Raw genomic sequence first — 13,512 nt, forward strand, 5'->3', positions numbered from 1 at the left:
AAGGCGCAAATGAAACGATCCGCTTTCTTCATCTCCGACGGCACCGGAATTACTGCCGAGACTCTTGGCCAAAGCCTATTGGCACAATTTGAGAACATCACGTTCAACAAGTTCACCAGGCCCTATATCGACAGCGTCGAGAAAGCGCGGGCGATGGTACAACAAATCAACAATGCCGCCGACAGGGACGACGTCAGGCCGATCATCTTCGATACCATCGTCAACCAGGAAATCCGCGAGATCCTGGCCACGTCCAACGGCTTCATGATCGACATCTTCTCGACCTTTCTGGCCCCGCTGGAGCAAGAGCTTAGTTCACACTCCTCCTACTCGGTGGGCAAATCGCATTCAATCGGTCACAACTCCAATTACATGGAGCGCATCGAGGCGGTGAACTTCGCCCTGGACAACGATGATGGTGCCCGTACCCATTATTACGACAAGGCCGACATCATTCTGGTCGGCGTCTCCCGCTGCGGCAAAACCCCGACCTGCCTGTACATGGCCATGCAATTCGGCATCCGCGCTGCCAATTATCCGCTGACCGAAGACGACATGGAGCGCCTGCAACTGCCTAATGCGCTCAAGGAGCACCGTAGCAAGTTATTCGGCCTGACCATTGATCCAGATCGACTGACTGCCATTCGCCACGAACGCAAACCCAACAGCCGATACTCCAGCTACGCCCAGTGCGAGTTCGAGGTTCGCGAGGTAGAAAGCCTGTTCCGCCGGGAAAACATCCCGAACATCAACTCCACGCATTTCTCGGTGGAAGAAATCTCCGCCAAGGTGCTGGTGGAGAAAGGGGTTGAGCGTAGGTTCAAGTAGGCTCGCGCCGTCGCCCTGTAGGAGCGCGCTTGCCCGCGATGCGGTGTGTCAGCGAAAAATCAATTGACTGACCTGACGCCATCGCGGGCAAGCGCGCTCCTACAGCATTTCACTCGCCTGACCCGGCACCCTCACTACTCCCTCCATCAACACCCGCGCACTACGACTCATAATCGCCTTGGTGACATGCCATTCCCCATCCTTCTGCAACGCCTGAGCGCCGACGCGCAAGGTGCCAGAGGGGTGGCCGAAGCGTACGGCTTCCCGCTCGATGCCGCCCGCAGCAAGATTGACCAGCGTGCCAGGGATCGCCGCCGCGGTGCCGATGGCAACCGCCGCGGTGCCCATCATCGCGTGATGCAACTTGCCCATGGACATAGCGCGTACCAGCAGGTCAATGCTGTCCGCCGCCACCGGTTTGCCACTGGAGGCGATGTAATCAGTGGGACCTGCAACAAACGCCACCTTCGGCGTGTGTTGTCGGGTGTTAGCTTCGTCCAGCGTCTTGATCAGCCCCATGCGCATCGCACCATGGGCGCGGATGGCTTCGAACATTGCCAGCGCCTTGGGATCGCCATTGATGTCGCCCTGCAATTCACTGCCGGTGTAACCAATGTCCCGGGCGTTGACGAAAATGGTCGGGATGCCTGCGTTGATCAGGGTCGCCATGAAGCTCCCGACGCCGGGCACCTTAAGCTCATCCACCAGATTGCCGGTGGGGAACATCGAACCGCCGCCGCCCTCTTCGTCGGCAGCAGGATCAAGGAATTCCAACTGCACTTCGGCTGCCGGAAACGTAACGCCATCCAGCTCGAAATCACCGGTTTCCTGCACCGCGCCAGCAGTGATCGGCACATGGGCGATGATCGTCTTGCCAATATTGGCCTGCCAGATACGCACCACTGCGACGCCGTTGTGGGGGATGCGTGAGACGTCAATCAGGCCACTGCCGATGGCAAACGGACCCACTGCCGCCGACAGGTTGCCGCAGTTACCGCTCCAGTCCACGAAAGGTTTGTCGATGGACACCTGACCGAACAGGTAATCCACATCGTGATCGGCCCGATTGCTGCGAGACAGGATCACCGTCTTGCTGGTACTGGACGTCGCCCCGCCCATGCCGTCGATCTGCTTTTCATAAGGATCCGGGCTGCCGATGACCCGCAGCAGCAAGGCGTCACGCGCCGGACCTGGGACCTGAGCGGCTTCGGGCAAATCGGCAAGGTTGAAGAACACGCCCTTGCTGGTGCCGCCGCGCATGTAGGTGGCGGGGATTTTTATTTGTGGTGTGTGGGTCATGAATATTTGTCCTTTTTAGCGAATAGGGCCCTGATGCGATCCGTGGGAGCGAGCTTGCTCGCGAAGGCTATGCACCAGTCGATAGAAATATTTCGAATGTACTGGCCTCTTCGCGAGCAAGCTCGCTGCCACAAGGTCGATCACGCCGTAGCACCCTCCAGAAAATCCTGCGCAAACCTCTGCAACACGCCACCCGCCTCATAAATCGACACTTCTTCAGCCGTGTCCAACCGGCAAGTCACTGGCACGTCCAGTCGCTCGCCATTCTTGCGATGGATCACCAGGGTCAAGGTACTGCGCGGAATGCGCTCGCCAACCACGTCAAAGGTTTCGCTGCCATCGATGCCGAGGGTATGCCGGTCCACACCGGGTTTGAACTCCAGCGGCAGCACGCCCATGCCCACCAGATTGGTGCGGTGGATGCGCTCGAAACCTTCGGCAGCAATCGCCTCAACACCCGCCAGACGTACGCCCTTGGCCGCCCAGTCCCGGGACGACCCCTGGCCGTAGTCGGCACCAGCAATAATGATCAGCGGCTGTTTGCGCTCCATGTAGGTTTCAATGGCTTCCCACATCCGGGTGACCTGGCCTTCCGGCTCGATGCGGGCCAGGGAGCCCTGTTTCACCTTGCCGTTTTCCTGAACCATCTCATTGAGCAGCTTGGGGTTGGCAAAGGTTGCGCGCTGCGCCGTCAAATGGTCCCCCCTATGAGTCGCGTAGGAGTTGAAGTCCTCCTCGGGCAAGCCCATTTTCGCCAGATATTCCCCGGCCGCGCTGTCGAGCATGATGGCGTTGGACGGCGACAAGTGATCGGTGGTGATGTTGTCGCCCAGCACCGCCAGCGGACGCATGCCTTTGAGCGGTCGTGCGCCAGCCAGAGCGCCTTCCCAGTAAGGCGGGCGGCGAATGTATGTGCTCTGCGCACGCCAGTCGTAAAGCGGTTTGACCTGCTCGCCGTTGTCCGCCTTGATCTCGAACATCGGGATGTAGACCTGACGGAACTGATCTGGCTTGACGCTGGCCTTGACCACGGCGTCGATCTCTTCATCGCTGGGCCAGAGGTCTTTCAGGGTGACGGGATTACCCGCCTTGTCGACACCCAGCACGTCCTTCTCGATATCGAAACGAATGGTGCCAGCAATGGCATAAGCCACCACCAATGGCGGCGACGCCAGGAAGGCCTGCTTGGCGTAAGGGTGAATCCGTCCGTCGAAGTTACGGTTGCCGGACAGCACAGCCGTGGCGTACAGATCCCGGTCGATGACTTCCTGCTGGATTTTCGGGTCCAGCGCGCCGCTCATGCCGTTGCAGGTGGTGCAGGCAAAACCGACGATGCCGAAGCCCAGGGCTTCCAGTTCGGGTAACAGGTTGGCTTCTTCGAGATACAGCTGAACCGCCTTGGAACCCGGCGCCAGTGAGGTCTTGACCCAGGGTTTGCGTTTCAGTCCGGCGGCATTGGCATTGCGCGCCAGCAAGGCCGCGGCGATCACGTTGCGTGGGTTGCTGGTATTGGTGCAGCTGGTGATGGCGGCGATGATCACCGCGCCATCCGGCATCAATCCCGGCTCGTTTTCCACTACACCGGAAATCCCTTGGGCTGCCAGTTCGGAAGTCGGCACCCGGCGATGAGGATTGGACGGACCGGCAATATTGCGCACCACACTGGAAAGATCGAACGTCAGGACCCGCTCATAGACGGCAGTTTTCAGGCTGTCAGCCCACAAGCCGGACTGTTTCGCATAGGTTTCCACCAGCCTGACCTGCTCCGGCTCGCGACCGGTCAAGGTCAGGTAATCCAGGGTCTGCTGATCGATGTAAAACATCGCCGCCGTTGCGCCGAATTCCGGGGTCATGTTGGAGATCGTGGCCCGATCACCCAACGTCAGTGCGTTGGCACCGTCGCCGAAAAACTCCAGATACGCCGACACCACTTTCTCGGCCCGCAGAAACTCGGTCACTGCCAGCACAATGTCAGTGGCGGTAATCCCCGGCTGGCGCTGGCCGGTCAGCTCGACGCCGATGATGTCCGGCAGACGCATCCACGACGCCCGCCCCAGCATCACGCTCTCGGCCTCAAGCCCGCCGACACCAATGGCGATTACGCCCAGAGCATCCACGTGAGGCGTGTGGCTGTCGGTGCCAACCAAAGTATCCGGGAACGCCACGCCATCCAGCGCATGCACCACCGGCGACATTCGCTCCAGATTGATCTGGTGCATGATGCCGTTGCCGGGCGGGATCACATCGACGTTCTTGAAGGCTTTTTTGGTCCAGTTAATGAAGTGGAAACGATCTTCGTTGCGCCGGTCCTCAATCGCCCGATTGAGCTGGAATGCATTCGCTTCGAAACCGCCATGCTCCACCGCCAGAGAGTGATCGACGATCAACTGGGTCGGCACCACAGGATTGACCAGCGCCGGGTCACCGCCTTGCAAGGCGATCGCATCGCGCAGGCCTGCGAGGTCAACCAGTGCGGTCTGGCCGAGGATGTCATGGCACACCACTCGGGCCGGGAACCACGGAAAATCCAGATCCTGTTTACGCTCGATGAGCTGCTCGAGGGACGCGGTCAAGGTCGCGGGATCGCAGCGCCGCACCAGGTTTTCCGCCAGCACTCGCGAGGTGTACGGCAGGCCGTCGTATGCGCCAGGCTTGATTGCATCCACCGCCTCGCGGGCGTCGAAGTAATCCAGTGCAGTGCCTGGCAAGGGTTTACGGTGTACAGAATTCATGGCGCAGGGCCTCGATCACGGTAGTTCAGGAAAAAACACATCCCCTGTAGGAGCTCACGAGCACCGCGAGGCAGCGATAGCGATTTGCCTGTCACACCGTCATCGCTGCCTCGCGGTGCTCGTGAGCTCCTACAGAAACTCTGTTGATTTTTAGTTATGTTCAGCGTTTATCAATGCTTACGAAACTACGCTGCTCAACGCCCACATATTCGGCGCTGGGTCGGATGATGCGGTTGTTGGCACGCTGTTCAAAAACATGCGCCGCCCAGCCGGTCAGGCGCGAGCAGACGAAAATAGGCGTGAACAGCTTGGTGGGAATACCCATGAAGTGATACGCCGAGGCATGGTAGAAATCGGCATTGGGAAACAGTTTTTTCTGCTCCCACATGGTCTTGTCGATGGCTTCGGACACCGGATACAGAACCGTATCACCGACTTCATCGGCTAGCTGTCTGGCCCAGCCTTTGATGACTTCGTTGCGCGGGTCCGACTCTTTATAGATGGCATGCCCAAAACCCATGATCTTGTCTTTGCGCTCCAGCATGCCCAGCGTGCCTTTGATGGCCTCCTCGGCAGAGCTGAATTTCTGGATCATCTCCATCGCGGCTTCATTGGCGCCGCCGTGCAGCGGACCGCGCAAAGTGCCGATGGCCGCCGTGATGCAGGAGAACAGGTCGGACAGGGTCGACGCGCAAACCCGCGCCGTGAAGGTCGAAGCGTTGAATTCGTGCTCGGCATAGAGGATCAGCGACACGTCCATGACCTTGCGATGCAATTCGCTGGGCTTCTTATCCAGCAACAAATGCAGGAAATGCCCGCCGATGGAGTCTTCGTCGGTCACACACTCGATACGCTTGCCGTCGTGGCTGAAGCGATACCAGTAGCACATGATCGCCGGGAACGCCCCAAGCAGCCGGTCGGTGGCGTCACGCTGCTGGTCGAAGCTGGTTTCCGGTTCCAGGGTGCCGAGCATCGATGCACCGGTGCGCATCACATCCATAGGGTGGGTGTCGGCCGGAATGCGCTCGAGCACTTCTTTCAAGGCCTGCGGCAGATCGCGGAGTTTTTTCAGCTTCGCCAGATAGCTATCGAGCTCGGTCTGGGTGGGTAACTCACCGTAGAGCAGCAGATAAGCCACCTCTTCGAAGCGCGCCTGGGCGGCCAATTCTCTCACATCGTAGCCGCGATAAGTCAAACCGGCACCGGTCTGGCCCACCGTCGACAAGGCAGTCTGCCCGGCAACCTGCCCTCGCAGGCCAGCGCCGCTCAATACTTTTGCTTCAGCCATTGCTCTCTCCAATGTTGGATTTTTTAGGGATTTGGCAATTCGTTTTCAAATTTGACGGTGTTCCCTATGGGAGATTCTATGTTTGCACGCAAGCGGATGCGATGACGTGGGACCGGCTTCAGCCGGGAAAGGGTCAGTACATCCAATGCATGTCTATCGTCTGAAATGCCGCCTTCCCGGCTGAAGCCGGTCCCACGTCGCCAGCCCAAGCTCGGCGCTGCTTCAGGATTTCTTCTGCGCAAACAACGCATCCAGCTTCTGCTCGAAGGTGTGGTAATCAATCGCGTCATACAGCTCCATGCGGGTCTGCATGGTGTCCACCACATTCTTCTGGCTGCCGTCGCGGCGGATCGCGCCGTAGACGTTTTCCGCGGCCTTGTTCATGGCGCGGAATGCCGATAAAGGATAGAGCACAAGCGACACATCGGCGCTGCGCAGCTCATCCACGGTAAACAGCGGCGTGGCGCCAAACTCGGTGATATTGGCCAGAATCGGCGCTTTCACCCGTGCCGCGAACAGCTTGTACATCTCCAACTCGGTGATGGCCTCAGGGAAGACCATGTCGGCACCGGCTTCGATACAGGCAGCGGCGCGCTCCAGCGCAGACTCCAGACCTTCCACCGCCAGCGCATCGGTGCGAGCCATGATCACAAAGCTGTCATCAAGACGCGCGTCCACGGCAGCCTTGATTCGATCGACCATTTCCTGCTGGGACACAATTTCTTTATTAGGGCGATGACCGCAACGCTTGGCGCCCACCTGATCCTCGATATGGATGGCCGCCGCGCCGAACTTGCTCATGGAGCGCACGGTGCGGGCGACGTTGAATGCCGACGAACCAAAACCGGTATCCACATCCACCAGCAGCGGCAAGTCGCAGACGTCAGTGATGCGTCGTACGTCGGTCAATACGTCGTCCAGGCCGGTGATGCCCAGATCCGGTATGCCCAACGATCCCGCAGCCACGCCGCCGCCAGACAGATAAATCGCCTTGAAACCAGCGCGCTTGGCCAGCAATGCATGGTTAGCATTGATCGCGCCCACCACCTGCAACGGGTGTTCGCTGGCCACGGCATCACGGAAGCGTTGGCCGGGAGTGTTTTTATTGGAATTCATTATTCATCTCCAGAAGAGTGGGTTTGGGGGGCGAGCTGCTGTTCCAGGTAGTGCCGCTCAATATTGCGTTTCGAAGCGCCGATATGCCGACGCATCAACAATTCTGCCAGTTCGCCGTCACGATCAGCGATGGCGTCGAGAATCCGGTGGTGTTCGGCAAAAGCCTGGCGCGGCCGGTTGGGCGTCGCGGAAAACTGGATGCGATACATGCGCACCAGTTGATACAGGTCACCGCAAAGCATTTGCGTGAGGGTTTTGTTGCCGCTGCCCTGGATGATCCGATAATGAAAATCGAAATCGCCTTCCTGCTGGTAATAACCGACTCCGGCCTGGAATGCGGCATCGCGCTCATGGGTGTCCAGCACCCGGCGCAGATCATCAATTTCCGCGGCTGTCATCCGCTCCGCTGCCAGCCGACAGGCCATGCCTTCCAGAGATTCGCGAATTTCATAAAGCTCAATCAGCTCGGCATGGCTCAGCGACACCACCCGCGCGCCCACATGGGGCACGCGCACTAGCAAGCGTTGACCTTCAAGACGATGAATCGCCTCCCGCAAAGGCCCACGGCTGATGCCGTAAGTGCGCGCCAGCTCCGGCTCGGAAATCTTGCTACCGGGGGCGATCTCACCTTTGATAATGGCGGATTGAATGCGGCGGAAGACGTTTTCGGAGAGGGTTTCCGAGTCGTCCAAGGGTGGGGCGATGTTTTGCGCATGAGCCAACATTGTCGACACCAATAAAATAATATGGGCGAAATTTAGACCCGTTACGGCTTTCAGTCAAAGTAATCCATCGGATTGTCGACAATAGTCTTATAACTGCCATTCCCCGTAGGCGCGCGCTTGCCCGCGATGAACGATGACGGGGTAGTCTGACGTAGCGAGGCTGCATCGCGGGCAAGCGCGCTCCTACAAAACCACCCAACCGGCCCCTTCCCCACCTTCATGCTAGAATCCGGCTCCAGTTGATGAGCAGTAATAGCACTGCGCCAGCCAAACAAAGATCAAAGGGTGACGCTCTGGATGTTCGCCCTAACCGTGCCAGGATTTATGACACTCAAAGCCTTTCCCACCCTGCTCTGCCTTCTTTTTCTCCCTTCGATTGGCATGGCTGCCGAGAAGACCGTTTATGGCCTCAACGAATACGCCCAACTCAACGACATTGACCTGCAAGTCGCCGCCAAGCTCGACACCGGGGCCAAGACTGCTTCACTGAGTGCTCGGGATATCAAGCATTTCAAACGCAATGGCGAAAGCTGGGTGCGGTTCTATCTGGCGATCGATGACGCCCACGCACACCCTATCGAACGGCCGCTGGCCAGGGTCAGCAAGATCAAGCGCCGGGCCGATGATCGAGACCCGGACGATGAAAAAAAGTACACCGCACGCCCGGTGATCAGCCTGGATGTGTGCATGGGTGCATCTTTACGCACCATCGAAGTGAACTTGACCGACCGAAGTGCTTTCCAATACCCGCTTTTGATCGGCTCCGAGGCGTTGAAACGCTTTGATGCGCTGGTTGATCCAAGCCTTAAATACGCAGCGGGCAAGCCTGGCTGTGCAATTACCGCTCAAAGAACCGAGTAACTCCATGCGCTCTCTTACGTTGCACCTGAAAATCCTGATTGGTGTCCTGGTGACACTGGGGATCGCAATCACGGCCTATCAGATTCTGGCGCTCGGCATCCCGGTGACCGAGGATGAAACCGACGACTTGTGGAATATCGACGCTAAAGTCGAATTCGTCGCCAATAACAACAAGGACTCGGTCAAGCTGCAGATGTTCGTGCCGCCACTGGCGCGGGACTACATCAGCCTCAATGAGAGCTTTATCTCCAACAACTATGGGGTCAGCGTCAACCGGGTCGATGGCAATCGCAAAGTGACCTGGTCGGCACGCCGTGCCACCGGCAATCAAACGCTGTATTACCGGCTGGTGCTGACCAAGCGCTACAGCGGTGAAAAACTCAAGGCCAAGGGGCCGATTTTCCGTGACAGCATCGCGGTGGAAGGCCCGGAAAAAATCGCCGCAGAAGCCCTGCTCGCGCCGATTCGCCAGCATTCGGCGGACGTGGAAACCTTCGTCACCGAAGCCATCAAGCGGGTCAACAACCTCTCTGACAACAACGTCAAACTACTGCTGGCCGGTGACACTTCCAGCGCCAACAAGGCGCGGATCACCGAGCTGCTGCTCTCGATCGCCCACGTGCCTATGGAAAAGGTCCACACCATTCGACTGGTAGCCGACCAGCCGCAGAGCCCGGAACTCTGGCTGCGCAGCTTCAATGGCAAGGATTGGCTGTATTTCAACCCGGACACCGGCGAACAAGGGCTCCCTCAAGACCGCCTGCTGTGGTGGACCGGCGACGAAAACCTGATCACTCTCGACGGCGGTAAAAAAGCCGTGGTGACCTTCAGCCTGAACAACAGCGAGATGAACGCCATCCGTCTGGCCAAGCTCACCGACGCCAGCACCGACGCGGACTTCCTGGAATATTCGCTGTACGGCCTGCCCCTGCAAACTCAGCAGACCTTCATGATCATGGTCATGATCCCGATTGGCGTACTGGTGATCCTGATCCTGCGCAACCTCATCGGCCTGCAAACCCTGGGCACCTTCACCCCCGTACTGATTGCCCTGGCCTTCCGGGAAACCCAACTGGGCTTTGGCATCATCCTGTTTACGGTGATCACCGCACTGGGTCTGTCGTTACGCTCCTATCTGGAACACCTGAAACTGCAAATGCTCCCGCGCCTGTCGGTGGTGCTGACCTTCGTGGTGGTGCTGATCGCCGCCATCAGCCTGTTCAGCCACAAGCTTGGGCTTGAGCGCGGGCTGTCCGTGGCACTGTTCCCGATGGTGATTCTGACCATGACCATCGAACGCCTGTCCATCACATGGGAAGAGCGCGGCGGCGGCCATGCCATGAAAGTCGCCATTGGCACGCTGTTTGCAGCCTCTCTGGCGCACATCATCATGAGCGTGCCGCAGCTGATCTACTTTGTTTTCACCTTCCCTTCCGTGCTGCTGATTCTGGTGGGCTTCATGTTGGCGATGGGTCGCTATCGCGGCTATCGCCTGACTGAGCTGGTGCGCTTCAAGGCCTTCCTCAAGGAAGAGTCCAAGCAAGAGCAAATCAAATGATCGGCTGGTGGAAAACCTGGAAGGCCCTGGAAGCCAGGGGCATCATGGGCATCAACCGGCGTAACGCGGACTATGTGCTCAAGTACAACAAGCGCAGCCTGTACCCGATTGTCGATGACAAGATCATCACCAAGGAACGGGCCATTGCCGCGGGTATCAACGTCCCCGAAATGTACGGAGTGATTTCCACCGAGAAGCAGATCGACAAGCTCGACGAGATCATTGGCGGGCGCAGCGACTTCGTGATAAAGCCCGCACAGGGCGCGGGCGGCGACGGGATTCTGGTGATTGCTGATCGTTTCGAGGATCGTTATCGGACCGTTTCCGGACGCATCATCAGCCATTCGGAAATCGAGCATCAGGTCTCCAGCATTCTCACCGGACTCTATTCTCTGGGCGGGCACCGGGACCGGGCGCTGATCGAATACCGGGTCACGCCCGATCAGATCTTTAAAAGCATCAGCTACGAAGGCGTGCCGGACATCCGGGTGATCGTGCTGATGGGTTATCCGGTGATGGCCATGTTGCGCTTGCCGACCCGGCAGTCCGGCGGCAAGGCCAACCTGCACCAGGGCGCGATCGGCGTCGGCGTCGATCTTGCCACCGGCATAACCCTGCGCGGCACCTGGCTGAACAACATCATCACCAAACACCCGGACACTACCAATGCGGTGGATGGCGTGCAGCTACCCAACTGGGACGGCTTCATGAAACTCGCCGCCGAATGCTACGAGCTCTGCGGCCTGGGCTACATCGGCGTGGACATGGTGCTGGACCAGGAACAGGGCCCGCTGATCCTCGAACTAAACGCCCGACCCGGGCTGAATATCCAGATTGCCAACGACTGCGGCCTGACCCATCGCACCCAGGCAGTGGAAGCGCGACTGGAGCAGTTGGCGCTCAATGGCGAGGTGGAGACGCCGGAACAGCGGGTGAGGTTTGTGCAGGACGTGTTTGGGCATGTGCAGAGCTGAGGTCACCGCTTGCCATAGAGAGCCTGGCTAGCCCCCCGAATCTGTGTGGAGCGAATTGATACGCGAAGGCCATATTCAGACTGATAAAAATCCGTCGAGCGTACCGGCCTCTTCGCGAATGAATTCGCTCCCACGGGGTACGCGGTTTATCTGACAGACGGCCATACCTGTGGGAGCCGAGCTTGCTCGCGAAGAACGATAACGCGGTTTATCTGACAGACCGCAGCGTCTATATCGCGGGCAAGCACCGCACACCCGGGTATCTGAACCCGTGGGACTGGCCGTGGTGAGCGGCAAGCCAGGCTCACGGCGCCATCGAAACTTTGTTGTATCGGGGAAAGTTCGGCAGGCCCTCTGGCGGCCAGGTCACGCCCTCATCGAAGCTGACGTAGACCAGCATGCTGAAGGGGGTGTTGTGCATGAGCCTGCTCATGAAATCCCGACTCGCAGTGATATTGCCGGTTGAGCCGATACCGGCGGTCAACTCATCGGCAGTCACTGGATGGCTGGTCACTGCGACATGCTCAATCTCATCGCCGGCATTGTCCACACCCGTCACCACAATCTTGACCCGCTGACTGGTCGCAATTAATGGCCACCTTGCCATCTTGAGCTTTGCGCCACCGAGGGGAATATCCTGAAGCCGAAGAATCCCCGCCATAACGCCCTCACAGCTCAGAGATGGCAGCGTGTCTTTATCCAGCGGACCGATCTGAAGCTGACGCACCTGCGATGGATGAGGGTTACTGGACGCTTCCACGACGTCGTACCTGACCGTGATCTGTCTGTCGATGTGCGGCGCAACATAATCCCTAGGGATCAGGTACCGGCGGCTACCTGTCGGCGTAGGCGTCGCGGTGCGGTAGGCGCCGAACTGGCCCAGCTCAGCCCACTGCACCCAGATGACTTCACCGGGGTTCAATGGAAAATCCGGAACAATCACTGTTCCTCCCGAATCTGCCACCTCAGGCACCAAAGTGACGCGCTCTCCTGAACCCGACGCCCGCTCAATATCGGGCCACTCGTAATCTCTGGATATCGGCGCGACGCTCACATCCAGGATGACTGGCGAAGCGTGATGGCTGGGGTTACCTGCACGGTCGCGAATCTGGTAATACGCGTATCGATCGCCATCACCACGACGGACGATCATGTCGCCATCGAACGTAGCGGTTAAAGGTTTGCCCATATCAAGCAGTTTCAGCGTGTATGAGCCGGCCTCCTCGCGGCTACCTGCAGCTCGATCCCAGAACCAGGTCAATACATCGCCGGGTTTGATAGGGGCGTAATTCGGGATAACCGCTTCGACCTTGTTTCCATGGTTTTGCAGATATTGAGCCGTCACCCCGTTAGAGATAATTTCGGCTGGGAAAATTAGCCGTTCGTTACTCGTATTCAGAACAGGCTCCATCGTGTCGATGGTAATCGAATAAGGACTGGAGTCGACTTCGGCGGCGTTATAGGAAATAAAATGGTAATAGATCTCATGCTCCCCCTGCCTCAGCAGATTCTGCGGGACCACCACGAACAAGGTGTCAGGTGCCACAGCGCCGTGCCATGACCTCTCGGCAGCGAGGGATCCATCCCAATACAAGGTCAATTTTTCTTCGGCTGTGCCCGGGTTGACTATTGGAAACATAGGAAACCACACTTCCAGATCGGCCTGAGCGGCGCTGACAGGAAGCAGGTTGGCTTCTCCGCCCTCAATGTCGGGAAGCACTTGTTTGACATAAGGTGGCGGCAGTAATCGATGATCATTAGTCGACATGGAGATACCTCCTGTAAAAAACAAAGGGCCGCAGCGGCCCTTTGTTCTTCCTTCTTACCAGCTGTAGCGCAGACCTACATTCGCGCCCCAAGGCTGTTCGATATTGTTGCCATTGCTGTAATCCAGATCGACATGCGCTTGCAGCTTGTCGGTCAACTGGATGGCAACACCCGCGCCCAACTCACCCCGTGAGCCGGACAAATCGTTGTTGAACACATTGTTATTGACTTGCACTTTATTGTTATTGGCAAACTCGTGGGCAAAGGAAATTCCTTGCTGAGTCTGGGTGTAACCCACACCCGAGGACGCCGAGACGTCGTACTTATTGCCGTAAGTGCGCATCCAGCCACCGGCCTTGCCACC

The 13,512-nt window shown here is 58.2% G+C and carries 10 protein-coding genes and 1 pseudogene; 4 read left to right on the top strand and 7 right to left on the bottom strand.

Going from position 1 to position 13,512, the window contains the following annotated elements; translation table 11 throughout:
• Positions 1-9: 9 nt before the first annotated feature.
• Positions 10-828 carry a pyruvate, water dikinase regulatory protein gene (locus IV01_RS01885; protein WP_032631500.1) on the top strand — a complete coding sequence of 273 codons (819 nt, stop codon included), beginning with the start codon at positions 10-12 and terminating at the stop codon, positions 826-828.
• Positions 829-927: 99 nt separating this feature from the next.
• Here IV01_RS01885 and prpF read toward each other — a convergent pair whose 3' ends face one another.
• The 5 genes from prpF to IV01_RS01860 form a co-directional block, all read right to left on the bottom strand.
• Positions 928-2,127: a 2-methylaconitate cis-trans isomerase PrpF gene (gene prpF, locus IV01_RS01880; RefSeq protein WP_032631502.1), complete on the bottom strand. Its 1,200-nt coding sequence runs from the start codon at positions 2,125-2,127 to the stop codon at positions 928-930.
• Between the two features lie 140 nt (positions 2,128-2,267).
• The gene (gene acnD, locus IV01_RS01875; RefSeq protein WP_032631503.1) at positions 2,268-4,859 is read right to left on the bottom strand and encodes a Fe/S-dependent 2-methylisocitrate dehydratase AcnD; all 2,592 of its coding nucleotides are present in this window, start codon (positions 4,857-4,859) and stop codon (positions 2,268-2,270) included.
• Between the two features lie 160 nt (positions 4,860-5,019).
• Complete coding sequence (prpC, locus tag IV01_RS01870) at positions 5,020-6,147, bottom strand: bifunctional 2-methylcitrate synthase/citrate synthase (RefSeq protein WP_032631505.1); 1,128 nt, start codon at positions 6,145-6,147, stop codon at positions 5,020-5,022.
• A gap of 222 nt (positions 6,148-6,369) precedes the next feature.
• The gene (prpB, locus tag IV01_RS01865) at positions 6,370-7,263 is read right to left on the bottom strand and encodes a methylisocitrate lyase (protein ID WP_032631506.1); all 894 of its coding nucleotides are present in this window, start codon (positions 7,261-7,263) and stop codon (positions 6,370-6,372) included.
• Positions 7,263-7,988: a GntR family transcriptional regulator gene (locus IV01_RS01860; protein ID WP_032631507.1), complete on the bottom strand. Its 726-nt coding sequence runs from the start codon at positions 7,986-7,988 to the stop codon at positions 7,263-7,265. Before IV01_RS01860 ends, prpB begins: the two co-directional genes overlap by 1 nt.
• Positions 7,989-8,312: 324 nt before the next feature.
• Between IV01_RS01860 and IV01_RS01855 the strand changes: the two genes are divergently transcribed.
• From IV01_RS01855 to IV01_RS01845, 3 genes are read left to right on the top strand one after another with little or no spacing between them, the layout of a single operon-like run.
• The gene (locus IV01_RS01855; RefSeq protein WP_032631508.1) at positions 8,313-8,849 is read left to right on the top strand and encodes an ATP-dependent zinc protease; all 537 of its coding nucleotides are present in this window, start codon (positions 8,313-8,315) and stop codon (positions 8,847-8,849) included.
• A gap of 4 nt (positions 8,850-8,853) precedes the next feature.
• Positions 8,854-10,407 (top strand): inactive transglutaminase family protein, encoded by a 1,554-nt coding sequence (locus tag IV01_RS01850; RefSeq protein ID WP_032631510.1) that lies wholly within the window; start codon positions 8,854-8,856, stop codon positions 10,405-10,407.
• Positions 10,407-11,381: an alpha-L-glutamate ligase-like protein gene (locus IV01_RS01845; protein ID WP_195758825.1), complete on the top strand. Its 975-nt coding sequence runs from the start codon at positions 10,407-10,409 to the stop codon at positions 11,379-11,381. Before IV01_RS01850 ends, IV01_RS01845 begins: the two co-directional genes overlap by 1 nt.
• A gap of 304 nt (positions 11,382-11,685) precedes the next feature.
• Here the strand turns inward: IV01_RS01845 and IV01_RS01840 are convergent, their stop codons facing one another.
• Together IV01_RS01840 and IV01_RS01835 are read right to left on the bottom strand one after the other, a co-directional pair.
• Positions 11,686-13,149, bottom strand: a complete 1,464-nt coding sequence (locus IV01_RS01840) for a hypothetical protein (RefSeq protein ID WP_032631513.1) — start codon at positions 13,147-13,149, stop codon at positions 11,686-11,688.
• A 54-nt stretch (positions 13,150-13,203) separates the two neighbouring features.
• Positions 13,204-13,509 (bottom strand): annotated as a pseudogene (locus tag IV01_RS01835) (autotransporter outer membrane beta-barrel domain-containing protein); the annotation flags it as partial.
• Between the last annotated feature and the right edge of the window lie 3 nt (positions 13,510-13,512).

Source organism: Pseudomonas syringae (assembly GCF_000737245.1).
Classification (GTDB): Bacteria; Pseudomonadota; Gammaproteobacteria; order Pseudomonadales; family Pseudomonadaceae; genus Aquipseudomonas; species Aquipseudomonas syringae_J.

Bases quoted from the DNA above. Each gene is read 5' to 3' on its own strand.
- acnD (WP_032631503.1), bottom strand. From the start codon at position 4,859: ATGAATTCTGTACACCGTAAACCCTTGCCAGGCACTGCACTGGATTAC.
- prpC (WP_032631505.1), bottom strand. From the start codon at position 6,147: ATGGCTGAAGCAAAAGTATTGAGCGGCGCTGGCCTGCGAGGGCAGGTT.
- prpB (WP_032631506.1), bottom strand. From the start codon at position 7,263: ATGAATTCCAATAAAAACACTCCCGGCCAACGCTTCCGTGATGCCGTG.
- prpF (WP_032631502.1), bottom strand. From the start codon at position 2,127: ATGACCCACACACCACAAATAAAAATCCCCGCCACCTACATGCGCGGC.
- IV01_RS01860 (WP_032631507.1), bottom strand. From the start codon at position 7,988: ATGTTGGCTCATGCGCAAAACATCGCCCCACCCTTGGACGACTCGGAA.
- IV01_RS01850 (WP_032631510.1), top strand. From the start codon at position 8,854: ATGCGCTCTCTTACGTTGCACCTGAAAATCCTGATTGGTGTCCTGGTG.
- IV01_RS01885 (WP_032631500.1), top strand. From the start codon at position 10: ATGAAACGATCCGCTTTCTTCATCTCCGACGGCACCGGAATTACTGCC.
- IV01_RS01855 (WP_032631508.1), top strand. From the start codon at position 8,313: ATGACACTCAAAGCCTTTCCCACCCTGCTCTGCCTTCTTTTTCTCCCT.
- IV01_RS01840 (WP_032631513.1), bottom strand. From the start codon at position 13,149: ATGTCGACTAATGATCATCGATTACTGCCGCCACCTTATGTCAAACAA.